This is a genomic window from Streptomyces sp. NPDC058221 (assembly GCF_042882365.1).
Taxonomy (GTDB): domain Bacteria; phylum Actinomycetota; class Actinomycetes; order Streptomycetales; family Streptomycetaceae; genus Streptomyces.
In genome coordinates this window covers 1-20,655 of sequence record NZ_JBHVWF010000079.1, presented here as the reverse complement: position 1 = coordinate 20,655, position 20,655 = coordinate 1, and the positions used below count along the sequence as shown (strand labels likewise).

Sequence of the window (20,655 nt, the reverse complement as noted above, 5' to 3'; positions counted from 1 at the left end):
CGCGATAATGGCCAGGTGAACATGGACGTGGCGCCACGGCTCGAATGGTGGCAGCAGGCCTGGCGCCTGGCTGCGGCCGTGGCCGTGGGCGTCCTGCCCTGGCTCACCACCGGGGTCGTGCTGCACCAGCACGGTGTCGGCACGGGCTCCTGGTGGTTCATCGGTGATCCGCTGGTCGCGCTCGGCTGCCTGACGGCGCTGCTGTGGCGGCGCCGGTTCCCGCTGGCCGTCACGTTGACGGTGGCGATCGCCTCGACCGCGTCGGCACTCGCCACCGGCGCCCTGCTCATGGCGCTGGTCTCGATCTCCACCCGTCGTCGTCCGGTGGAGATCGGCATCGTCGTCCTCGCCTTCGTGGCCGCCTCACAGTTCGCCGTCGGGCTGTACCCCGTCCCGAACTCGCCCGGCTCGCTCTGGCTCCGGCTCGCGTTTCCGGCACTGACCGCGGGCATCGCGGTGGCCGCGGGCATGGCCATCGGCGCACGGCGGGTCGAGGTGCGGTCCTTGCGGGACCGCGCGGAGAGCGCGGAACGGGAACAGGCCGCACGAGCGGCACAGGCCCGGGCCCTGGAACGCAACCGGATCGCCCGCGAGATGCACGACGTGCTCGCACACCGGATCTCCCTCGTCGCCATGCAGGCCGGCGTGCTCGACCACCGCGGCAACCTCACGGCCGAGGAGAACCGCGTGCTGGTCCGCGGCATCGCCGACGGCTCCCACCAGGCCCTGGAAGAGCTGCGCGATGTGCTCGGCGTACTCCGGTCGGACCCGGGCGACCCGGAGCCGCCACAGCCGTCCTTCGACAGCATCCCCGCTCTGGTGGACGACGCCCGCGCATCCGGACTCGATGTCACGTTCACCAGCACCATGACGGGAACACCGTCCGAAGCCGTCGGCCGCACCTGCTACCGGGTCGTCCAGGAAGGGCTGACGAACGCCGCCAAGCACGCCCCGGGCGCCCCCGTGCACCTCACCCTCGAAGGCACGGCCGGCGACACGGTGCGAGTCGCCGTCCACAACGCCGCCGGCCCCCGGGACCACCGCACCGGAGCCCCACCGCCCGCCTCGGGATTCGGTCTGCTCGGCCTCACCGAACGCGTCACCCTCGCCGGCGGCAGCCTGGCGCACCACCCCACACCCGACCGGGGCTACGTCCTCACCGTCCGAATTCCCTGGCCGAAGCACGGCAACGAAAAGAGAGCCTGAGTGGATACCGAACGGGAGCCGGCGCGGCCGGTCCGCGTCGTCGTCGTCGACGACGAGGAGCTGGTGCGGATGGCGCTGCGCCTGGTCATCGACGGCGAACCGGATCTGACGGTCGTCGCGGAGGCGGCCGACGGGAACGCGGCGATCGACGTGGTGGACGAACACCGGCCCGACGTCGTACTGATGGATGTCCGGATGCCGGGTCGTGACGGCCTCAGCACGACGCGGGAAATCCTGTCCCGGCCCGCACCGCCGCGGGTGCTCATGCTCACCACGTTCGACTCGGACGACCTGGTGCTCGGCGCACTGCGCGCCGGAGCACTCGGATTCGTCCTCAAGGACACCCCGCCGTCGAGGATCATCGACGCGGTGCGCGCGGTCGCGGCCGGAGAATCCGTACTGTCTCCTGCGGCCACGGCCCGGGTGATCGCGGCCGCCACCGGCCCGCAGTCCCCGCACGCCCGCGACGCGTCACGCGCGGCAGCCCGCGGCCAGCTGTCCGCACTGACCGCACGTGAACGCGAAACCGCGCGGGCCATCGCCGACGGCCTGAGCAACCAGGACATCGCCCGGCGCCTCCACATCAGCGTCGCGACGGTCAAGGCCCACACGGGCAACCTGTTCGCCAAGCTGTCGGTCGGCAACCGGGTGCAGATCGCGCTCCTGGTCCGGGACGCGGAGGACTGACGGGCTGGAGGGGGCGATGACGGTCGCGCCTCGGCACCACTTCGGCGTCGTCGATGTCCGTGACGTGGCAGACCCGCATCTCCGGGCGGTTTCGCCCGGAACATCCACAGCGCCGCAGCAGCACCCGCCCTACCTGGCGAGTTCGACCGGTTCGTCCAGCCTCGTCAGCTTCACTGGATTTCTCACCAAGTAGACCCGGGTAATCTGCCCGTTCTCCACCACGAGGCTCACCGCCGTGGCCGGCTCGCCCTCGATCTCGATCCGGCCCGCAGGTGCCCCGTTGAGCCACACCGGCGTCGTCGTGAGCGCGGGCGCTTGCACCCGGTCCGTGCGCGCAAGCACCTTCGCCACGAGCTCGACCCCGTGGAGCGGAGCCAGAGCGGCAGCCGCAAGCCCGCCACCATCGGCGATCAGGACCACGTCCGGCGCCATGACCTCCACGAGTTCCTGCAACTGCCCGGTACGCAACGCGAGCAGGAACCGCTCCACCACGGCCTGCTGCTCCGACCGGCTCACCTGCACCCGCGGCTGGCGGGCCGCCACATGCTCGCGTGCCCGCCGCCCGATCTGCCGTACCGCAGCCGCGGACTTCCCGATGGCCTCGGCGATCTCGCCGTACGGCAGCGCGAAGACCTCGCGGAGCACGAACACCGCCCGCTCGGTCGGCCCGAGCGTTTCGAGGACCGTCAGCATCGCGATCGAGACACTTTCCGCGAGCTCCACGTCCTCGGCGACATCAGGGCTGGTCAGCAACGGGTCCGGCAGCCATGCGCCGACGTAGTCCTCGCGGCTGCGCGCCAACGTCCGCAGCCGGTTGAGCGCCTGCCGTGTGACGGTCCTGACGAGGTACGCCCGTGCGTCGCTCACCCGCGACCGGTCGACCCCGTCCCACCGCAGCCAGGACTCCTGCAACACGTCCTCCGCGTCGGCCGAGGAGCCGAGCATCTCGTAGGCGACCGTGAACAGCAGGCTGCGATGGGTGAAGAACGGGTCCTCGGTCATGATGCCGAAGCCGCGCCGGACGCTCGCGGACGCTCGGCCAGCGGGATCTCGCAGGCATCGGAGTAGCCCTGCGAGGTGATCCCGTGCGCCGTGTTGCACCTGGCTGCCAGGTTGGCGAAGCCGATGAACACGGTGAGCTCGACCAGCGCCGCCGGACCGAGCCGGCCGAGCAGACTGGCCGACAGCTCATCGGTGACGGTCGTCGGCGTGTTCGTCATGGCCTCGGCGTACTCCAGCACCTCCCGCTCCAACGGCGTGAACACCTCCGACTCCCGCCAGCGCGGCACCTGGCTCGCCTTGGCCAGGTCCAGGTTCTGGTGCAGTGCCGCGAAGTAGTTGATGTCGAGGCACCAACTGCAGCCGACCTGCGCCGCGACGGCCATGTGCGCGAACGTCTTGAGGCTCGCGTCCGCCGCGTCCCAGGTGGCCACCTCGGCCGAGAACTCCTGGTTGGCCTCGGCGAGCTTGGGGTGGTTCCACAGCACCTCGTTGGGCTCCGGCACGGAACCGAGCTGCTTGATCAGGTTTTCGCGGAGCTCGGCGGGGAGTTCGGCCTTCGGGATACGTACCGCCATCGTGTTCTCCTTGGACGTGTGCCTGTCTGCCTGGTCGGCATGAAGACACCACCGGGCCCACGGATGTGACAACCACCGGGCTGAGCGCGTAGTCACCCGCGCAGCGTAATCACTCACTTTCCTTGGAATGGACGGGAGTGAACTACGTGGAAGCCCTTCCCCCGGCCTCTCCCGTCCCGCCACGGCCCGGACGGGCGTCGAACGCTCACGTCAGGGGCTCTTCGCGCGAGTGACGAGAGGGGAAGCGAATCGTTTCTACAGCCATGAGTGCATCTGACGGCCCAACGGGAGTAGGCAGTGGTTCCGCCCCTTCCATTTCGCACGGCCACGGCCACGGTCGGGGGATGGCCGGGGGTCTGCCGGGCCCCCGCGTTGCGATCACCGGTCATGAGGCACCACTGCCCCACCGGATGCCGGAGCCGGACGGCGCCGGCGGAGCGGAGGTGACGCCGCTGTACACGGAGCTGCTGAACCTCTGGGCCGCGCGCGAAGCCACGCTCCCCGGGGTCCTGGACGCCGACTGGCGCCGCCTGACCTCCTACCGGCACTTCCTTGAGGAGACGGAGGAGACGCTGCGCAATCTGCGCCTTCAGGGGCAGACATAAATATAAATATGGGCGGGTCATCCTAAAACGGCCAATTGGGTGATTTGGTGGCCAAGTTCGGTTCCAACGCGTCGTGGCAAGCGTTGGATCATGCGTGGAAGCAAGGGAATTGTGGGAGCGGCATGCGGTGTTGGCCAGCGCATTCTGCGGCGCGGACGACCGCGTGCGCGAGGCGCAGGCGGCATTTGACGGGACCCAGGCCGAACGCGCGAGGCTGCTTGCCGCCTTCGCCGTCACGGTGGGCAGCGATGCCGCGGTCGCCGAACTGCTGGGTCTGGGCGAGCGCGAGGTGCGCGTGGCCCGCCGCACCGTGGGCAAGAGCGTCGCGGCCTCGCTGGCCGAGTCACTGCTCACCGAGTCGGCGGCCGGGGACCCGGATGCGGCCACGGGGGCCCCAGGCCACATCGCCGAGGACGACGCCGACGACTCCTACTCCGCGTCGGCCGCCCCGGTCGCCCCGCCCCCCGAGGCCGCGGCGCCACCGCGCCCGGTTCCGCCGCAGCCGCCCGTTCCGCTGCCCCGGGTGGAAGGAGTCGCCCCCCAACTGTCGCCGCCCGCAGCCTTCCAGGAGTGGTCGCCCGCCCTGGACTCCTTCCTCGCGGACGGCTGGAACAGGGGCATCGACGCCTCTACGCTCGCGGCCCGGCTCGGCATCGGGCTCTCGCAACTGGTCGCGCGGGCTCAGACCCTGTCCGCGGACGGCCGTCTCACCCCGGTGCGACGCGACGGTGGCCGCCACCGGCGCCCCGGCGCCGAAGGCATGGCCGGCGCCCAATCCGCACCCGATCACGACGGCTTGCTGCGTACGCCCCCGGCGCAGACCTGGCCGTCGTCCTTCGACGGGGTGGGCATCCCCGGGCAGAGCGGCGCCCAGTACCAGGATCTGTACGGGCAGGACGACAACGGGTGGGCCGCGGCCCGCACGGACACCCTTCCCCGGCACGACTGGGACGGCATCCTGCACGACTGGAACCGCGCGCACTCCGCCGAGCGCTGATATCCGTACGCTCAGCCCCGCTTGAGCCCGTCGACGAACGAGCCCCAGGCTGCCGCGCGGAACACCAGCGCGGGGCCGTCGGCCACCTTGGAGTCGCGGACGGGGACGATCTCGGGGACGCCGTCGAGGACTTCCAGGCAGTTGCCGCCGCTGCCGTCGCTGTAGGTGGACTTGCGCCAGGTGGCGACCTCGACGCAGTCCCCTCCGCTGCCGCCGCTGTACGAGGACTTGTGCCAGATCGCCGTGGACAGGTCGTAGTCAGAACCGCTGAGCTTCATGGTCGTAATCCTCCGCCACCGACTCGATCAGGGCCAGGGACGCTGCCGGTGAGATCGCGCTGGCCGCGAGGAGATCGTAGGTGAGTTCGTACTGTCTCAGCGTGGCCGGATCGTCCTGCAACTTCCCTGTGCCCAAGCCCTGTAGGTACGCGAGTGGCGGTGCGTCCGGGAAGGCCATCAGTTTGAGAGAGCCTTCCAGCGCCATGTGGGCGCCTTCGGAGAACGGCAGCACCTGCGCGATGACGCGGTGTTGTCTGATCAGCGACGCGATGTGCCGCAGAGCTCCCGCCATGACCTCCGGTCCCCCCACCACGCGACGTAACACCGCCTCGTCCAGCACCACCCACAACAGCGGGACTGTTGGGTCGGTCAGCAGCTGGGCGCGCTCCAGTCGTGTTGCCACCAGCTCGTCGATCACCCGCTCGACGGCGGTGGGCTGGTACTCCCGGAACACCGTCCGGGCGTAGGCCTCCGTCTGCAACAACCCCGGGATGAGCTGGGGCGCGTACTCCCGGATGGCCTCCGCGCGGGCCTCGGCCTCGGCGGCCTCCGCGAAGTGTTCGGGGTACTTGGACGTCTTCAGCGCCGCGCAGTTCCGTACGAAGAACCCGTCCGCGCCCAGCAGCTCGTCGAACTTCTCCGCCTGGTCCATCTGCATCCGCCGCACCCCGGACTCCAGCTGCCCGATGAACGAGCCGCTGACGAAGAGCGGGGCGCCGAGGTCGGTCTGGGAGAGGCCCGCGTTCTCTCTCCGGTGGCGTAGTTCGGCGCCGAGAAGGGCGCGTGGCGAGGAGGAGGGGTCGAGCTTCCTGGGACCTGGCATGACAACTCCCTGTGACACACGTGCGGTTGTTGGAACTGCACCTCTTCCAGGCTAACGAGAGATTGGACACGCTGGGTATGCATTGTCACTACTCAGAGTGGAAGGAATGGATCATGACGACTACGGAGCGGCGCAGGGCGGCAGCGGTCAGAGTGCGGGAGGCCGAGGAGGTGGTGACGCGGTTGCGGGAAGGGTTCGCGGGGGTCGGGATCGTGCTGCCCTCGCTGCGGATCGACCCGGTTTCGTTCGCGGGTGAGGAGCCGGCCGGGCTCGTCGACCTGGGCCGCTGCAACCTCGACACGGCGGCGCGGCTGACGCAGGTGCTGGAAGCGGAGAGGGCCGGCCATGACCGTTGACGCGGGCGGGCTGGAGGCGTGTACGCCGGAGCCCGGGTCGTTCGCGGTCGATGCGCGGGACGGGCGCGTGGGCCGGGTGATGGGGCGGGTCGGCCCGTATGTGCAGCTGCGCCCGCCGGGCGGCGGCGCGGAGTGGGACTGCCCGCCCGAATCGGTCCGGCCCGCCCCGCCGGGGCTCGTGCTGCGGGCCCGGGTGACCGAGGTCAACCGGGAGGGGCAGCTGCCGCGCTGAGGGTGCGTTGTCGATGCCGAGGGCGGGTTGCCCGCCCGGACGGTCGGCTACTCGCCGGTGGCGCCATCGACGGCCTCGCGGAGAAGGTCCGCGTGGCCGACGTGGCGGGCGTACTCCTCGATCACGTGCTCAAGAACGAACCGCACATCGGTATCACCGAATTCCGGGTTCGGCACGCGGCGTGCGAGGTCGGCGGTCACCTTCGCGAAGACCTGCCGCGACTCCTCGCACGCCTTGAGGTAATCCTCGTAGACGTCCCCGGCCGTTGTGGCGTCCGACTCGTCGTACCACTCGCCGCCGTCAGCGGTGACGTACGTCCGGTAGGGGAAGAACGCAGGCGCCGTGCCGGCCAGCGCCCCCTGGAACCAGGCCCGCTCGACTCCCTGCAGGTGGCGCATCAGCCCCAGCAGGGTCAACGCCGAAGTCCGCACCGGACGCAGCCGCAGCTGCTCGTCCGAGAGGCCCTCGCACTTCCACAGGAAGGTCGCGCGGTGGTAGTCGAGATTCGAGGCGATCACCTCCAGCCATGGGCCCGACAGCACCCGCTCGGGCCGGACGATCTTCTGGACCACGATGTCGCTCACGTGGGAGTCTCCTTACCGATTACCGGGCTTGCGAGTGCGTCTGCCCAAGTAGACCTCGCTCCGTTTCGGAACTCATCGGTCGATGCCGCCTCGAACGGAAAGGTCCACTCATGCCGGTCGTACTCGTGCTGCTGCTGTCCGGGACCTGGCTGCTCTCCGGGGCTCTGGTGACCGGGACCGAACCGCTGACCGTGGCGGTGGGCCGTACCGCCGTGTGCTGTGCGGTGCTGACCGTGGTCGCGGCGTCCACCACGAGCGGGCGGGCCGATCTGCGACGGGCCGTGGCGCGGCCGGGGACCGTCTGGCTGCTGGGGCTGCTCGGATTCGCCGGGTACGCGGCCGGCACCCTGCTCGCCATCCCGCGCATCGGCACCTCCATGACGAACCTGGTCGTCGCGCTGATGCCGTGCGCCTCTGTGGCCGTCGGCGCGCTGTTCTTCGGTGAACGGTCCGGGCCCCGCAAGGCGCTGGGCGCGGTGCTGGCTTGCGCGGCGGCTGCCGGTTACGCGGCGCTGGGTGCGGACGCGGGGGATCTGGACGCGGTGGGGCTGCTGTTGGTGGCGGCCGCGACGGTGGCGTTCGCGGTGTACGGATTCCTGTACCGGGCGCGGCTGTCGGGGCTGCCGCCGCTCGCCGTGCTGCCGGTGTTGCTCGCGGCGGCCACCTGTCTGCTGCTGCCGATGTCGCTGCCCGCGCTCGTCGCCCACCCGCCGACCGTGGCCGCGACAGGTGGCATCGTGCTGCTGGGCGCTGCGGTCTACGCGCCCGCCTACCTCGTACAGCACCGGCTCATCCTGCTCCGGGGCCCGGTCTTCACCGCAGCCGTGCAGCTGGCCGTGCCGTTCACCGTCCGCCTCGGCGACTGGGCGCTGGGCACTTCCTCGGCCCCCTCGCCCGCCGAACTCCTGCTCCTGGCGGTGTGCTGCGGAGGGATCGCCCTCGTCACCGTCCAGCCGGGCCGCAGGCCGGCCGAGCCGGTTCCGTCCGGCCGGTGAACGGGGAAAGGGCGGCCCCTCCCCTCTGCCGGGAGTGCCGCCCTTCCGTCATGGAACCGGCCTTACGGGGCCGGGACTTCCCGGACGAGCTTCGAGGTCCAGGGGCAGTAGACCAGGCCCGGCAGGAAGGGGCCGCCGGCCTCGTCGAGGTGGTCCTCGACGTACGGCAGCCCCGCGTCGCAGACCTCGATGGCGTAGTTGAAGAAGCTGACCGTCTCCGGGTCGAAGTGGTAGCTCCAGCGCGGGTTGTACGGGGCGGTGCGCTTCTGGATGCGGCCGACGACGTGCGGCTCGTCGTCCGTGGCGCCGCTCACCAAGTCACGCGCGTGCTTGATGTCCTGCTCCTTGACCAGCTTCACGACGAAGGTGGCACGTGTGACGTCGGTCATCTCGAAGTACGCGGGTGCGACGGCGGCGGCGCGCGGGGCACCCTCGCTGTTCTGGGTGGCCTGGGCGGGCTGGACCACGGTGAACGCGAGCATCGCCACGGCCGCGAGGCTCGCGACCTTGGTGAAGAGGTGTCGCATGAAAATTCTCCAGGGGTGTGGGGCGGAACATGATGATCATGGCCGCTCGTCACGCAATGTAATGTATCGACTACATAAAGTGGAAATGACGCGCTCCGGGCGAGATGTCCTGCTGGTGTGGGCGGGTCAGTGCGTCGGTCACACGATCGTGGGACGCTGACAGGAGCGGCCCCGCGCCGTGGAATCGTCGATCTACGCTCCCTCGACAGGCCTCAGGAGAAGGGACCCGCGATGACCGCCGCGATGGTCGAGAACCACCAGGACTCTGAAGGCCGCCCGTGGGACTACCTGCTGCGCACCTGGCAGGAGCTGGACGTGCCCGAGGGGTGGCGCGCCGAGATCGACGAAGGGCAGATCGTCTTGGTACCGCCGCCGCATGCGCATCACAACGGGATTGCTGCCAAGGTGCAGCGCCGGATCTACGCGAACCTGCCCGACGAGCTGGAGATCTACCAGACTTTGGGTGTGCACGTAGCTCCGCTCGACAAGTTGTACGTACCCGATCTGGTGGTTATGCCGGCCGAGTTGGTCGACGCCGCCGACCCCGAGACCAGCGATCCCATGGACGCCTCCGAAGCGCTCCTCATCGTCGAGATCACGTCGAAGGGGAACGCCCGGGAGGACCGGACGAAGAAATACCGGGCCTATGCGCGCGCGGGTGTGCCCATGTATCTGCTGATCGACCGGTTCGACACGCGTGGGGCGATGAGCACGCTGTTCACGGAGCCGAACGAGGACGGCACGTACAAGCGCTCCGACCCCGTGCCGTTCGGCAAGCCGCTCGGGCTGCCCGCGCCCTTCGACGTCACGCTGGCCACGGACGCCTTCCCGGTCTGACGCGGGAACAGCGAAGCGGCGGCGCCCCGAAGGGTGCCGCCGCTTCCGTGTGACCGGTGTGCCGGAGTGTCCGTCAGACCCCGGCAGGTTCCTTAGCCAAGGCATCCGGGCCGGCGGCGGCGGTCGCCGGGGCCGGGGACGTCTCGGCGGCCGGGGAGGCCGACGGTTCCTGCGACACGTTGAACTCCGTCAGCAGGTCCTTGCTGAAGCCGAAGAAGTACGTGGCGACGAAGCCCGCCAGGTAGCCGACCAGCAGGCCGCCCGCGTAGATCGCGATCGTCGCGCCCAGGCCGTGGTTGCCGTCCAGGAGCGGGAACAGCGCCCAGCCGGACGGGCCGATCGCGGTGGAGCCCACCGCGTCGCCGAGCTGGTTGAAGAAGCCGATGAACGCGCCGCCGAACGCGCCGCCCACGCACGCCGTGACGAACGGGCGGCCCAGCGGGAGCGAGACGCCGTAGATCAGGGGTTCGCCGACGCCCAGGAAGCCTGCGGGCAGGGCGGACTTGATCGTCTTGCGGATCGACTCGTTGCGCGGGAGGCGGAAGTAGACCGCGATGGCCGCACCGACCTGGCCCGCTCCGGCCATGGCCAGGATCGGCAGCAGAACCGTGTAGCCCTGCTGCTCGATCAGCGTCGTGTGGATCGGGATCAGCGCCTGGTGCAGGCCCAGCATGACCAGCGGGAGGAAGAAGCCGCCGAGGACCAGGCCCGCGCCCGCGCCGCCGTTGGAGAGCAGCCAGTCGGCGAACGTACCGATCGCCGTGGAGACCTCACCGGCCACGTACATCAGGCCGAAGATGGTCACCAGACCGGAGATCAGGACCGTCAGGGTCGGGGTGACCAGGACGTCCAGCGCCTCCGGGACCCAGCGCCGGCACCACTTCTCCACGTACACCGCGAGCACCGCCGCGCCCAGCGCGCCGAGGACGCCACCCTGGCCGGGGGAGAGCTTCTGGCCGAACGCCTCGATGTCCGCGACGCCCGGGAAGACGATGATGGCCGCGACCGCACCGCCGAGGATCGGCGTGCCGCCGAACTCCTTCGCCGTGTTGTAGCCGACGAAGACCGCGATCAGCGCCATGAAGCCGGACGCCATCGCCGCCAGCGCCGGGGTGACCGAGGGCAGCCACTCCAGGTTGACCAGCAGGCCGTTGAGTCCCGCGATGATGCCGCAGCCGATCAGGGCCGGGATCAGCGGCACGAAGATGTTGGCGATCCTGCGCAGGAACAGCTTGAACGGGGTGGCGTTCTTCGCCTTCCGTGCCGCCTTCATCTCGGCGCCCTGCGCGGCCAGTTCCTCAGCCGTGAGCGGGGTGGAGGGGTCGGCCGGGGAGGGGGCCGGGGCGGGTTCCGAGACCCGGCCCTCCTCGACGAGCTTCTCGAACTCCGGCGTGACGCGGGCGACCGTACCGGGACCGAGAACGATCTGGTACGTGTCGTCGTCGACCACGCCCATGACGGCCGGGACGGCCTTCAGAGCCTCGTCCTGGACGAGGAGGCGGTCGTGCAGACTCAGCCGGAGCCGGGTCATGCAGTGGGCGATGGAGCTGACGTTCGCGGCGCCACCGACGAGCGGAAGGATCGCGGCGGCAGTGGCGCGGTTCTTGTCTTCTGTAGCCATGGTGCGTGGTGCCTTGCTGTGCGGGGGGTGGGGCCTGAGATTCAGGTGGTGCGGGGGGCGGCGGCGAGCGCGGCGCGGAGGTGGCCGTCCGAAGCGGAGAGGAGCGTGGCGGCGGTGGGGCCGTCGACCTGGCCGAGGATGGTGAGGATGGCGTTCTTCACCTCGCCGTCGGTGGCGGCGAGCGCGGCCTCGATCTCCTGGTCGGAGGCGCCGGTGGCCAGCGAGACGATCCGCCGGGAACGGGCGCGCAGCTTCTCGTTGGAGGCGCGGACGTCGACCATGAGGTTTCCGTACGTCTTGCCGAGCCGGATCATCGTGATCGTCGAGAGCATGTTCAGGACGAGCTTCTGGGCGGTGCCCGCCTTGAGCCGGGTGGAGCCGGTGAGCAGCTCGGGGCCGACGACGACCTCGACGGGGTGCTCGGCCGCGCCGCCCAGTGCGGAGTCCGCGTTGCAGGACAGGCCGATGGTCAGTGCGCCCTTGGCGCGGGCGTGCTCGACGGCCCCGATGGCGTACGGCGTGCGGCCGGAGGCGGAGATGCCGACCACGGTGTCGTCGGCGGTCAGGCCCAGCGCGTCGAGGTCGGCGGCGGCAAGCTCCTTGCTGTCCTCCGCGCCCTCGACGGCGGTGACCATCGCGGACGGGCCGCCCGCGATGAGACCGATGACGTCCGCCGGGTCGGTGTTGAAGGTGGGCGGGCACTCGCTGGCGTCCAGCACGCCGAGGCGGCCCGCGGTGCCCGCGCCCGCGTAGATCAGCCGGCCGCCGCGGGCCATGCGGGCCGCGGTGGCGTCGATCGCGGCGGATATCTCGGGCAGCCGGGCGGCGACGGCGGCGGGGACGGTCTGGTCCTCGCCGTTCATGATCCGGGCGATTTCCGAGGTGGCCAGCTGGTCGATCTCGGCGAGCTCGGGACGGAACGCCTCGGTGGTGAGGGTTTCGAGCTGGGCGCGCAGCTCGCCGTATCCGTCGGGGGCGGTGGCGTCGGCGTCGGTGATGGAGGTCATGGAGAGCGGCTCTGCTTTCTTGAACTCGTACGGTTCTGCGGGTGCGGGTGCGGGTGCGGGTGCGGGTTCTTCCGGGGGTCAGGTCAGCGGGTGCGGGGGTTGTGCCGGTGGGCCAGTGCCTCGTAGGAGGCGGCGAGGGCCGGGGCCGCCGTCTCGTACGTACGCTGCGCGACGCCGATGAAGAGGCAGTCGACGACCAGGAGCTGGCTCGTGCGGCTCGACATGGCGGCGGGGCGCAGCTCGCTCTCGCGGGCCGTGGACGTGGTCAGTACGTGGTCGGCGTACTGCGTGACCGGTCCGTCGGGGCGGCCGGTGATCGCGATCGTCGTCGCGCCGCGGTCGAAGGCGACCCGGAGCGGCTCGATGACATCACCGGTCGAACCGGAGTGGGTGATCGCGATGGCCACGTCACCGGAGCGCAGCTGCACGGCGTTGGTCACCGCGAGGTGCGGGTCCATGTTGGAGTGCGCGATCAGGCCGATACGGGACAGCTTCTGCGCCAGGTCCTGGCCGACGAGGGAGGAGGCGCCCACCCCGTAGATGTCGATCCGGCGGGCGGTGGCGGCGGCGGCCACGGCGGCACCGAGCTGCACGGTGTCGAGCCCGGCGGCGGTGTCGGCGAGGGTCTGCTGCTCGTCGTAGGCGAGCTTGGCGACCACGTCGGCGATCGGGTCGTCCACCGCTATGTCGGCGGTGACGGCGGGGGCCCGGCCGGACTGCTGGTGGGCGGCGAGACCGGCGAGCGCGAGGCGCAGGTCGCGGTAGCCGGGGTAGCCGAGGAGGCGGGCGGTGCGGACCACCGTCGCCTCGCTCGTGCCGGTGAGCTCGGCGAGTCCGGTGACCGTCAGGGCGGCGCAGCCTGCCGGGTCACCCGCGACTGCCTCGGCGACCCGCTGCATGGAGCGGGTCATGGACGGTGCGAGCGTGCGCACCTTGGCGGCGAGGGCGGCCGGGGCGGGCGGCGAGTCAGCGCTGAAACTTTCCTTCAGGTCATTGGTCACATCTGAAAGATATTTTCAGGACGCAGGTCCGTCAACCCCCCTTTGGTCCCGACCTCTGGCGGTACGGCCGGGCGGTCCTGCGGGCAGGTGGACAATGGGGGGCATGGAGCCGAATCGCCTGGAGCAGGCGCTGCACACCGCCCGCGCACTCGTCATGGCCGACCTCGCCGCCGGGGAGGTCGCCGAGGCGCAGATCGTGTCGATGGTCGAGGACGCGGTGACGCACCGGCGCTGGTGGGTCGAGCAGTGGCCGGAGGGCGCGGAATTCGTCGTGGGCCTCGTCGCCCAGGACGTGCAGGACGCGCTCCTGGAGAAGTACGGCCGCTGGCCGATCTGCCCGGTCTGCCACGAGGGCGACCCGCACGCCCTGGACGTCGAACCCGAGCTGGGCCCCGACCCGCACTGGGTCTGCACGAAGGCCACTGTGTCGGTCGCCCCGGTCGGCTCGCTGAGCGGGATAGTGCGGCCGTGACCCTCTACATCGACCCGCCGGACTGGCCGGGCCACGGACGGCTCTGGTCGCACCTGGTCAGCGACGAGTCGTTCGAGGAGCTGCACGCCTTCGCGGCGGCGATCGGCTGCCCGGAGCGGGCCTTCGAGCGGGACCACTACGACGTGCCGGAGGCCCGGTACGAGGACGCCGTACGGGCCGGCGCCCGGCAGATCGGTTCCAAGGAACTGGTCCGCCGGATCACCGCCGCGGGCCTGCGCCGCCCGAAGGGCCGCCCTGCGTCAGCTATCTGAGTGCCCGCCAGGCGTGCCCGTCAGGCGTGCCCGACAGGCATGTCCGGCAGGCGTGTCCGGCAAGCGGAAGGGCCCGCCGGCATCGGATCAGTTGTTCTGCCACACCCGTACGTAGTCGAACTTCGCGTCGGACGTGGAGTTCTTGGGTGCCGTCGCGATGTCGCCCTCCGCCATCTGCAGGATCTCGTTCGACATGACGGGGCGTTCCCTGACCGCGCTGATCAGCTTCGTGTCCGTGAGGTAGCGGACCATCGTTCCGTCGTACAGGTACGTCAGACTTTCCGGAGTCCAGACCAGCGAGAAGGTGTGGTATCCGGAGTGCAGGCCAGGCGCCTGGACGACGTGGCTGGTGGATTTGTGGTTGGTGCCGTAGCCGTCGTAGTGGACCGTGTTGGGATACGTGTCGGCCTTGTTGGAGGTCTCGGCGAGGTCGTACTCGGCCCCGTCGGAGGCCGAGCCGTTGTTGTCCTCGGCCAGGCCGTTCTCCGGCATCATCCAGACGGCGCCCAGATGCCCCTCGGTCGGCGGCGCCTGCATCCTGAACTCGATCGTCCCGTACTTGTAGGCGAACAGCCCCTGGCTGGAGACCGAGGAGCCCGCGTACTGGTTGTCCGCCAGTTTCGAAATGGACAGGTTCAGCGAGCCGTTGGCGACACCGACGTTCTCCGGCTTGTACCACCAGCGGATCCCCGAGTGCGCCTGGCGCTCCCCGTCGCCCTTGACCCACTTCGACGCATCGACGGCCGTGCCGTTGAACTCGTCGCTGAAGACCAGTTTGCCGCTCTGGGCCGTGGTTCCCACCGGCTTCGCCGTCAGCGGCGTCGCCGGGTCGACGGACGCCGCCAGGGCTGCCGTATCCGTGGATTGGGCGGCCTGCGAAGCGGCGGGCATCAGGCACATTCCGAGTGATCCGGCGGCCACGACAGCGATTGCGGACAGCACCCTGCGCTTGGTCGTCATCTTTGCTCCTTCGAGGAACGGCGGTCGGTGGCGATCAACGTAGGTGGCTGATCCATCGAAGGTAAGAGGCCGCGGAGCGGGGAGGCGGGGGCGCGGCGCCCCTCCCGTGCCGGGCCGAGTAGCCGGTTTCGTCCGCAGAACCCGCTGAACTGGTATGACGTCAGATGTCTAGCTGCTGCGCGCATCCCGGGAGCCCTCGCCGGAGGGCAGTGTGGTGTTCGTCACTCACTGGCGGTATCGGAGGGTTCGGCGGCCTTCGGGCGGTCGATGTTCCGCGGCCGCTCCCGCTGTTACCGCGCGGACTCCTTCGCCGCGACGTCCGCACCCTGCGACGTCGCGGCCGGTGCCCCCGCCACCAGCAGGGACGCCGAGGCGCGACTGCGCTGGAGCCGCAGCGAGAGGACCACGGCCACCAGGGCCAGTACCGTCATCGCGCCTCCGGCCCACGCGGTCGCCGCGAAACCGAAGTCCGCGTCGATCACCGTGCCGCCCAGCCACGGGCCACCGGTGTTGCCCAGGTTGAACGCGGCGGTCGTCGTCGCTCCCGCCAGGGTCGGGGCGGCGCCCGCGACGTTGAACATCCGGGCGTTGAGCGCCGGGGCCGTGTAGAACGCGGAGAGGCCCAGCAGGAACGAGAGCACGATCACGGCGGCCTGGTTCGAGGCGAACAGCGCGAGCGCGGCGAGGAACACCGTCGACGCCGCGATCCCGCTCAGCAGCACCCCGAAGAGGTGCGCGTCCGCGACCCGGCCGCCGATCGTCGTACCGATCAGCGCACCGATCCCGAACAGGGCCAGCACGGTCGGCACCCAGCCCGAGTCGAGACCGGCGACATCCGTCAGCAGCGGCGCCAGATAGCTGAACGCGCAGAACACCCCGCCCGCCGCGAGCGCGGTGATCACGATGGACAGCCACACCTGCTTGTCGCGGTAGATGCTCATCTCCCGCTTGAGCTGCGGCTTCTCTTCCGGGACCGGGATACGGGGGATGAGCGTCGACACCCCGACCAGGGCCACGGCCGAGGCCGCGCCGACCGCCCAGAACGCCGACCGCCAGCCGAGGTTCTCACCGAGGAAGGCCCCCAGTGGCACACCCAGCACATTGGCGATCGAAAGGCCGCCGATCATCACGGCCATCGCGCGGGCCCGGGAGTTCACCGGCACCATCGCGATGGCGACCGCCGCCCCCACGGCCCAGAACCCGGCACACGCGAAGGCGCTGATCACCCGGGAGGCGAAGAGGATCTCGTACGTCGGCGCGAGCGCCCCCGCGACCTGGCCGAGGCCGAAGACCGAGATCAGCGCGATGAGCGTGGTGCGGCGCGGCAGCCGGAGGGTGGCCACGGCCAGCAGCGGGGCGCCCACGACCATGCCGATCGCGAACGCGGATATGAGGAGACCGGCACGCGGGATCGACACGTTCATGTCGTCGGCTATCGGCGGCAACAGCCCGGACAACATGAACTCGCTCGTGCCGAGAGCGAAGACGGAGAGGCCGAGAATGTATACGGCCAGGGGCATGCGTGAGCGGCGGGCGGCAGAGTCGGGCATGACAGGTGCCAACAGTGAACTTGTCCGTTACATTCCCGGCCGCGTTCCCGGACGGGAGTGCGCTCGAGAGTGCGTCGGGGGTGCGGGCGGCGGCCGCTCAGCGTGCGAGCAGCTCCAGCTCCGTCAGCAGGTTGTGCCGCGCCCTCGGCTCCCACTCGGCGGTCCCGTGCGGGGTGCGGAACAGCCGGGGCAGGTCCAGCAGCTGCCGCAGCACGGCCGTCCGGCCCTCCCGGAACGCGTCGTCGGGGACGAAGCCGTACTCCTCGCGCACCTGGGCCGCGTACTGCGCGTACTCCTTCGGCGCCGCCGCCAGGATCGCCAGATCCGCGTCGCACAGCACCTCGCCGTTGCTGTCGCCGTCGGCCGGATCGTGCGAGACGGTCAGCCGCACCAGCCGGGCGACCTCGGCGGTCGTCCCGGCGGGCACCCCGGCCTCGGGCAGCGCACGCTCGGCGAGGACGGCGCTGCGCTCCTCGTTCTCCGTGCGGTCGGGGCGGTAGACCGCGTCGTGGAACCAGGCGGCGAGCCGCACGGCGTCCGCGTCCGCGGCGTGGCCGGCGAGCGTGTCGACGCGGTCCAGGACGGCCGTCAGATGGGCGGTGGTGTGGTACTTGCGCTGGGGCTCGGCCCAGCGGACCAGGAGGTTGTCGGCGTACGGCAGCGGATCGGGGCCCGCTCCGCCGCCCCGCACGGCGGTCAGGGAGTCGCGCCAGCGCGCGCGGAGAGCGTCGTCGGTGCTGTGGCTGCCCTGAGCGGTGTCGGTCATGGGGACGAGATTAGGGCCTGATGTCCGGATCGGCCCGTCACTTCCGAACGGAACACCAACTCAACACGGTTGCAGGGTGGTTGGCTGGAGCCATGGCTGACGAACGTGATCCCGAGCTCCCCGGTCTCCTCCTGCGCACCGAGCGCGACGCCCTGCTCCCGCTGCTGCGGTCCGCGGCCGAGAGCGATTTCGCCCTGCGCACCGCATGCCCCGGCTGGACGGTGCGCGATGTCCTCGCGCACTGCGGTTCCGCACTGAACCGGGTGGTGGAGAGCCGGTTCGGGCCGGACGTGTACAGCCCCGAGTCCAACGACCGTGACATCGCCGAGCGCGCGGACTGGACGAACGCGCAGGTGGTGGACGAGCTGGAGCGGGGCATGACCGACGCCGGGCCGGCCATCGCGGCCGCGGGCGGGGTACTGGACGCGGTGGCGCTGGGGGAGTGGGTGCACGCCGGGGACGTACGCGAGGCGTGGGGGATCGAAGGGGCCTACCGGGGCGCCGGACTGACGCACGCGCTCGGGCTCCTCGGCCCGTTCTCCCGCCGCAAGAAGCCGCCGCTGCTGCTCGCGCAGCTGGAGGACGGCGGCGATGAGCTGGTCCTCGGGGTCGAACAGGACGGCCGCGCACCGGCCCGTTACCGGGGCGACGGGGCGACACTGATCAGGCTGTACGCGGGCCGGCCGCTGGTCGGGACGCGGTACGAGCTGGAGGGCGTGAAGGAGAGCGAGCTGTGCGTCTTCTGACGGGCAGTCGGCCTCGGTGAGGCGCTAACGTGCGCTTCGTGACGAATCTGATGAATCCGGCGGACCGGGGGGACGGGCCCGCCGCGGCCGGTCCCATGGATCTCAACGCGGATCTCGGCGAGGGGTTCGGGCGCTGGTCGCTCACCGACGACGAGGCGCTCCTCGCGTGCGTGACCAGCGCCAACGTGGCGTGCGGCTTCCACGCCGGGGACCCGTCGGTGATGCGGCGGGTCTGCGACACCGCGGCCGCCCGGGGCGTACGGATCGGCGCGCAGGTCTCCTACCGGGACCTGGCGGGTTTCGGGCGCCGCTCCATGGATGTGCCGGCCGGTGAGCTGACCGCCGAAGTGGCCTACCAGATCGGCGCCCTGCGGGTGTTCGCCGAGGCGGCCGGCGCCACCGTCGCGTACGTCAAACCGCACGGCGCCCTCTACAACCGGGCGGTCCGCGACGACGAACAGGCCGCCGCGGTGATCGAGGGCGTCCGGCTCGCGGGCGGGGACCTGGCGGTGCTCGGACTGCCCGGATCCCGGCTGCTCGTACGGGCCGCCGAAGCGGGACTGACCGCCGTCGAGGAGGCCTTCGCCGACCGCGCGTACACCCCGCAGGGCACGCTCGTGCCACGCGCCGAGCCGGACGCGGTCGTGCACGACGGGGACGAGGTCGTACGCCGCAGTGTCGGCATCGCGGTGGACCGGAGCGTGATCGCGGCCGACGGCGGGCGGATCACGGTCGCGGCGCGCTCCCTGTGCGTGCACGGCGACACCCCGGGTGCGGCGGCGATCGCCCGGCGGGTGCGGGCCGCGCTGGAAGAGGCGGGCGTCGCGGTCCGGGCGTTCGCGTGAGCACGCCGACGCCGGACGGTGAGACGCGCGGGACGGCGCCCGTCGTGCTGAGAGCCGGAGCGGACGCGCTGCTGGTCGAGCTGGGCTCGGGGGAGGAGACGGAGGCCTTCCACGCCGAGCTGCTGCGGCGCCGCGAGGCCGGTGAACTGCCCGGTGTGCGCGAGGTCGTGCCCGGTGCGCGGACGGTTCTGCTGGACGGCATCGCGCGGGACACCGCCGCACTCGCCCGCGAGCTGACGTCCTGGCACGTACCGCCGCTGCGGCGGACCACCGGCGAACCGGTGGAGATCCCGGTCGTCTACGACGGCCCCGACCTGGTGGACGTCGCGAAGGCGTGGGGCGTCTCGGCCGATGAGGTGGGCCGCATCCACGCCGGGACCGGATTCCGCGTCGCCTTCTGCGGGTTCGCCCCCGGCTTCGGCTATCTGACGGGCCTGCCCGACGGCCTCCGCGTGCCGCGCCGGGCGACTCCGCGGACCCGGGTCCCGGCCGGTGCGGTCGCCCTGGCCGGCCCCTACACCGGGGTCTACCCGCGCCCGTCCCCCGGCGGCTGGCAGATCGTCGGCCGGATGCCGGACCCGGCCGCCCTGTGGAACCCGGACCGCGAACCGCCCGCACTGCTGACACCAGGGGTGCGGGTCCGCTTCGTCGCGACGGGGGCCGGGGCATGAGCGCGCGGCTGGAGGTCGTCCGCGCCGGGGCCCTGACCACCGTGCAGGACGAGGGACGGTTCGGCCACGCACACCTGGGCGTGGGACGGGCGGGCGCCCTGGACGCGCCGTCCGCCCGGCTCGCCAACCGGCTGGCCGGCAACCCGGTGGCCGCGGCACTCCTGGAGACGACCGCCACCGGCTGCGCGGTCCGTTCGAGCCGCGCGGTCCGCGCGGTGGTCGGCGGGGCGCCCTGCCGGGTGACGGTGGACGGGCGGCCCGTGGCGTGGGGCGCGGCGGTGCACGTACCGGCGGGTGCGGTGCTGGACGCCGGCCCCGCCGCGTACGGGCTGCGCGGATACCTGGCGTTCGCGGGCGGCCTGGAGCCGGAGCCGGTCCTCGGCAGCCGCTCGGCCGATCTGCTCTCCGGTCTCGGCCCGGCGCCGCTGAACGACGGCGACGTACTGCCGCTGGGTCCGCCCCCGCCCCCGCCGGCCGGCGAACCGTCCTCGGGCGCCGTCCCCTGGCCCGGGGTCCCCGCCGAACTCGTCCTCCCGGTGCTCCTGGGCCCCCGCCACACCTGGTTCACCTCCGAGGCGCTGCACACCCTGACCACGGCCGCGTACCGCGTCTCCCCGCAGAGCAACCGCATCGGCCTGCGCACCGAAGGCCCCGCACTGGCCCGTGCCCGGCAGGGCGAACTGCCCAGTGAGGGCATGGTGCTGGGCGCGGTCCAGGTCCCGCCCGACGGCCGCCCGGTGGTGTTCCTGAACGACCATCCGACGACGGGCGGCTACCCGGTCGTCGGCGTCGTCCCGGAACCCGCGCTGGCGGCGGCGGCGCGGGTCGTGGCGGGGACGCCGGTGCGGTTCGTGCTCGGGCCCGGCCCGGGGGGTGCGGGGTTCCGTTGTGCGGGCCTTTTGTCCTCAATCGCCGGACGGGCTTGATTTGGTGCGGGTGCCCCGCGGGGTGCGCCTTGCCCGGTGGGTGGGGGGCGGTGCCCCTCCGGGGCGTCTCCTCAAAAATGGCGTGTTCACCCGGGTCCGAGAGGGACCCGGGTC

General features: G+C 71.4%; 26 protein-coding genes. 14 read left to right on the top strand and 12 right to left on the bottom strand.

What is annotated here, in order from left to right; genetic code table 11:
- Positions 1-15 precede the first annotated feature (15 nt).
- Positions 16-1,206, top strand: coding sequence for a sensor histidine kinase (locus ACFVW8_RS23715; RefSeq protein ID WP_389693129.1), 1,191 nt, complete (start codon positions 16-18; stop codon positions 1,204-1,206).
- The gene (locus ACFVW8_RS23710; protein ID WP_389693127.1) at positions 1,207-1,893 is read left to right on the top strand and encodes a response regulator; all 687 of its coding nucleotides are present in this window, start codon (positions 1,207-1,209) and stop codon (positions 1,891-1,893) included. It abuts the gene before it with no gap.
- A 129-nt stretch (positions 1,894-2,022) separates the two neighbouring features.
- Here the strand turns inward: ACFVW8_RS23710 and ACFVW8_RS23705 are convergent, their stop codons facing one another.
- The gene (locus tag ACFVW8_RS23705; RefSeq protein WP_389693125.1) at positions 2,023-2,895 is read right to left on the bottom strand and encodes an RNA polymerase sigma-70 factor; all 873 of its coding nucleotides are present in this window, start codon (positions 2,893-2,895) and stop codon (positions 2,023-2,025) included.
- Positions 2,892-3,470 carry a carboxymuconolactone decarboxylase family protein gene (locus ACFVW8_RS23700; RefSeq protein WP_389693123.1) on the bottom strand — a complete coding sequence of 193 codons (579 nt, stop codon included), beginning with the start codon at positions 3,468-3,470 and terminating at the stop codon, positions 2,892-2,894. Before ACFVW8_RS23700 ends, ACFVW8_RS23705 begins: the two co-directional genes overlap by 4 nt.
- A gap of 344 nt (positions 3,471-3,814) precedes the next feature.
- Between ACFVW8_RS23700 and ACFVW8_RS23695 the strand changes: the two genes are divergently transcribed.
- Entirely contained in the window at positions 3,815-4,075 is a 261-nt protein-coding gene (locus ACFVW8_RS23695; protein WP_389693121.1) for a hypothetical protein, read from the top strand.
- Positions 4,076-4,202: 127 nt separating this feature from the next.
- Positions 4,203-5,072: a hypothetical protein gene (locus ACFVW8_RS23690; RefSeq protein WP_389693119.1), complete on the top strand. Its 870-nt coding sequence runs from the start codon at positions 4,203-4,205 to the stop codon at positions 5,070-5,072.
- Between the two features lie 11 nt (positions 5,073-5,083).
- On the opposite strand, the gene ACFVW8_RS23685 is transcribed toward ACFVW8_RS23690, so the two are convergent.
- Together ACFVW8_RS23685 and ACFVW8_RS23680 are read right to left on the bottom strand one after the other, a co-directional pair.
- Positions 5,084-5,350, bottom strand: a complete 267-nt coding sequence (locus ACFVW8_RS23685; protein ID WP_389693117.1) for a DUF397 domain-containing protein — start codon at positions 5,348-5,350, stop codon at positions 5,084-5,086.
- Positions 5,331-6,173: a helix-turn-helix domain-containing protein gene (locus ACFVW8_RS23680; protein ID WP_389693115.1), complete on the bottom strand. Its 843-nt coding sequence runs from the start codon at positions 6,171-6,173 to the stop codon at positions 5,331-5,333. The genes ACFVW8_RS23685 and ACFVW8_RS23680 overlap by 20 nt, the downstream gene beginning before the upstream one ends.
- Before the next feature lie 113 nt (positions 6,174-6,286).
- Here ACFVW8_RS23680 and ACFVW8_RS23675 point away from each other — a divergent pair, with 113 nt between their 5' ends.
- Together ACFVW8_RS23675 and ACFVW8_RS23670 are read left to right on the top strand one after the other, a co-directional pair.
- Positions 6,287-6,529 (top strand): hypothetical protein, encoded by a 243-nt coding sequence (locus tag ACFVW8_RS23675; RefSeq protein WP_389693113.1) that lies wholly within the window; start codon positions 6,287-6,289, stop codon positions 6,527-6,529.
- Positions 6,519-6,761 (top strand): hypothetical protein, encoded by a 243-nt coding sequence (locus ACFVW8_RS23670; protein WP_389693111.1) that lies wholly within the window; start codon positions 6,519-6,521, stop codon positions 6,759-6,761. Before ACFVW8_RS23675 ends, ACFVW8_RS23670 begins: the two co-directional genes overlap by 11 nt.
- Before the next feature lie 47 nt (positions 6,762-6,808).
- Here ACFVW8_RS23670 and ACFVW8_RS23665 read toward each other — a convergent pair whose 3' ends face one another.
- Positions 6,809-7,345 (bottom strand): DinB family protein, encoded by a 537-nt coding sequence (locus tag ACFVW8_RS23665; RefSeq protein ID WP_389693109.1) that lies wholly within the window; start codon positions 7,343-7,345, stop codon positions 6,809-6,811.
- A 110-nt stretch (positions 7,346-7,455) separates the two neighbouring features.
- On the opposite strand from ACFVW8_RS23665, the gene ACFVW8_RS23660 reads away from it, so the two are divergent.
- Positions 7,456-8,340 (top strand): DMT family transporter, encoded by an 885-nt coding sequence (locus ACFVW8_RS23660; protein WP_389693107.1) that lies wholly within the window; start codon positions 7,456-7,458, stop codon positions 8,338-8,340.
- 62 nt (positions 8,341-8,402) lie between these two features.
- On the opposite strand, the gene ACFVW8_RS23655 is transcribed toward ACFVW8_RS23660, so the two are convergent.
- The gene (locus ACFVW8_RS23655; RefSeq protein WP_389693105.1) at positions 8,403-8,867 is read right to left on the bottom strand and encodes a calmodulin-binding protein; all 465 of its coding nucleotides are present in this window, start codon (positions 8,865-8,867) and stop codon (positions 8,403-8,405) included.
- 231 nt (positions 8,868-9,098) lie between these two features.
- On the opposite strand from ACFVW8_RS23655, the gene ACFVW8_RS23650 reads away from it, so the two are divergent.
- Complete coding sequence (locus ACFVW8_RS23650; protein WP_389693103.1) at positions 9,099-9,704, top strand: Uma2 family endonuclease; 606 nt, start codon at positions 9,099-9,101, stop codon at positions 9,702-9,704.
- A gap of 73 nt (positions 9,705-9,777) precedes the next feature.
- Here the strand turns inward: ACFVW8_RS23650 and ACFVW8_RS23645 are convergent, their stop codons facing one another.
- The 3 genes from ACFVW8_RS23645 to ACFVW8_RS23635 form a co-directional block, all read right to left on the bottom strand.
- On the bottom strand, positions 9,778-11,325 hold the full coding sequence (locus ACFVW8_RS23645; RefSeq protein WP_389693101.1) for a PTS transporter subunit EIIC: 1,548 nt from the start codon (positions 11,323-11,325) through the stop codon (positions 9,778-9,780).
- 41 nt (positions 11,326-11,366) lie between these two features.
- Positions 11,367-12,332, bottom strand: coding sequence for an N-acetylmuramic acid 6-phosphate etherase (gene murQ, locus ACFVW8_RS23640; protein WP_389693099.1), 966 nt, complete (start codon positions 12,330-12,332; stop codon positions 11,367-11,369).
- A gap of 83 nt (positions 12,333-12,415) precedes the next feature.
- The gene (locus ACFVW8_RS23635; protein ID WP_384126175.1) at positions 12,416-13,333 is read right to left on the bottom strand and encodes a MurR/RpiR family transcriptional regulator; all 918 of its coding nucleotides are present in this window, start codon (positions 13,331-13,333) and stop codon (positions 12,416-12,418) included.
- Between the two features lie 103 nt (positions 13,334-13,436).
- On the opposite strand from ACFVW8_RS23635, the gene ACFVW8_RS23630 reads away from it, so the two are divergent.
- Both ACFVW8_RS23630 and ACFVW8_RS23625 read left to right on the top strand, forming a co-directional pair.
- Positions 13,437-13,805 (top strand): hypothetical protein, encoded by a 369-nt coding sequence (locus ACFVW8_RS23630; protein ID WP_389693097.1) that lies wholly within the window; start codon positions 13,437-13,439, stop codon positions 13,803-13,805.
- Positions 13,802-14,077 (top strand): DUF4031 domain-containing protein, encoded by a 276-nt coding sequence (locus ACFVW8_RS23625; protein WP_389693095.1) that lies wholly within the window; start codon positions 13,802-13,804, stop codon positions 14,075-14,077. The genes ACFVW8_RS23630 and ACFVW8_RS23625 overlap by 4 nt, the downstream gene beginning before the upstream one ends.
- 87 nt (positions 14,078-14,164) lie before the next feature.
- Here the strand turns inward: ACFVW8_RS23625 and ACFVW8_RS23620 are convergent, their stop codons facing one another.
- The 3 genes from ACFVW8_RS23620 to ACFVW8_RS23610 form a co-directional block, all read right to left on the bottom strand.
- Positions 14,165-15,037 carry a family 16 glycosylhydrolase gene (locus ACFVW8_RS23620; protein ID WP_389693093.1) on the bottom strand — a complete coding sequence of 291 codons (873 nt, stop codon included), beginning with the start codon at positions 15,035-15,037 and terminating at the stop codon, positions 14,165-14,167.
- 290 nt (positions 15,038-15,327) lie between these two features.
- Positions 15,328-16,557 carry a Cmx/CmrA family chloramphenicol efflux MFS transporter gene (locus ACFVW8_RS23615; protein ID WP_389693157.1) on the bottom strand — a complete coding sequence of 410 codons (1,230 nt, stop codon included), beginning with the start codon at positions 16,555-16,557 and terminating at the stop codon, positions 15,328-15,330.
- Between the two features lie 127 nt (positions 16,558-16,684).
- Positions 16,685-17,353, bottom strand: coding sequence for a hypothetical protein (locus tag ACFVW8_RS23610; protein WP_389693091.1), 669 nt, complete (start codon positions 17,351-17,353; stop codon positions 16,685-16,687).
- Between the two features lie 92 nt (positions 17,354-17,445).
- Here ACFVW8_RS23610 and ACFVW8_RS23605 point away from each other — a divergent pair, with 92 nt between their 5' ends.
- From ACFVW8_RS23605 to ACFVW8_RS23590, 4 genes are all read left to right on the top strand, one after another.
- Entirely contained in the window at positions 17,446-18,099 is a 654-nt protein-coding gene (locus tag ACFVW8_RS23605; protein ID WP_389693089.1) for a maleylpyruvate isomerase family mycothiol-dependent enzyme, read from the top strand.
- 95 nt (positions 18,100-18,194) lie between these two features.
- On the top strand, positions 18,195-18,944 hold the full coding sequence (locus tag ACFVW8_RS23600; RefSeq protein ID WP_389693155.1) for a LamB/YcsF family protein: 750 nt from the start codon (positions 18,195-18,197) through the stop codon (positions 18,942-18,944).
- Positions 18,941-19,615, top strand: coding sequence for an allophanate hydrolase subunit 1 (locus ACFVW8_RS23595; protein WP_389693087.1), 675 nt, complete (start codon positions 18,941-18,943; stop codon positions 19,613-19,615). Before ACFVW8_RS23600 ends, ACFVW8_RS23595 begins: the two co-directional genes overlap by 4 nt.
- The gene (locus ACFVW8_RS23590; RefSeq protein ID WP_389693085.1) at positions 19,612-20,541 is read left to right on the top strand and encodes a biotin-dependent carboxyltransferase family protein; all 930 of its coding nucleotides are present in this window, start codon (positions 19,612-19,614) and stop codon (positions 20,539-20,541) included. The genes ACFVW8_RS23595 and ACFVW8_RS23590 overlap by 4 nt, the downstream gene beginning before the upstream one ends.
- Positions 20,542-20,655 lie beyond the last annotated feature (114 nt).